The sequence below is a fragment of the Neisseria sp. P0021.S007 genome, from assembly GCF_051956855.1.
Genome location: NZ_JBQCXA010001345.1, coordinates 1 through 495, shown reverse-complemented (window position 1 = coordinate 495; position 495 = coordinate 1). Strand labels below are relative to the sequence as shown.

At 48.7% G+C, this 495-nt stretch carries 1 protein-coding gene and 1 pseudogene; both read left to right on the top strand.

Annotated features, from left to right (window positions below; translation table 11 throughout):
* A partial coding sequence (locus tag ACTHUR_RS19085; protein WP_440400344.1) for an HAD family hydrolase occupies positions 1 to 256 on the top strand: 256 nt, incomplete at its 5' end.
* Between the two features lie 98 nt (positions 257 to 354).
* Positions 355 to 495 (top strand): annotated as a pseudogene (locus ACTHUR_RS19080) (aminotransferase class I/II-fold pyridoxal phosphate-dependent enzyme); the annotation flags it as partial.

Genomic DNA, 495 nt, shown 5'->3' with positions numbered 1-495 from the left:
TGTCAGCGGCGATACTTGCGATGAACCTAAGCCCAGCGTGAAGCCCATGTTTTATGCGTGCGAACAGATGGGTGTCGAAGCGCGGCGATGTTTTTATGTCGGCGATGCCGAGCGCGATATGCAGGCAGGCAAGAATGCCGGGATGACAACCGTGCTTGCCGATTGGGGCTATATTTCTGCCGAAGACCAAACCGAAAACTGGCTTGCCGATTTCCGTATTGCCACGCCTTTGGATTTGTTGGCAATCTTGCGTTAAAACCCTGTAATAATCCGTTTTCAGACGGCCCGAAACGGCGTAAAATTACATAAATTTGTATTTTTTCAACCGTTTTACTACTTGTAAAGAGAAAAATCATGTTCTTCAAGCATATCGAAGCTGCTCCTGCTGATCCGATTTTAGGTTTGGGCGAAGCGTTTAAAGCCGAAACCCGTCCCGAAAAAGTCAATCTCGGCATCGGCGTGTACAAAGACGCATCCGGCGCGACACCTATTGTC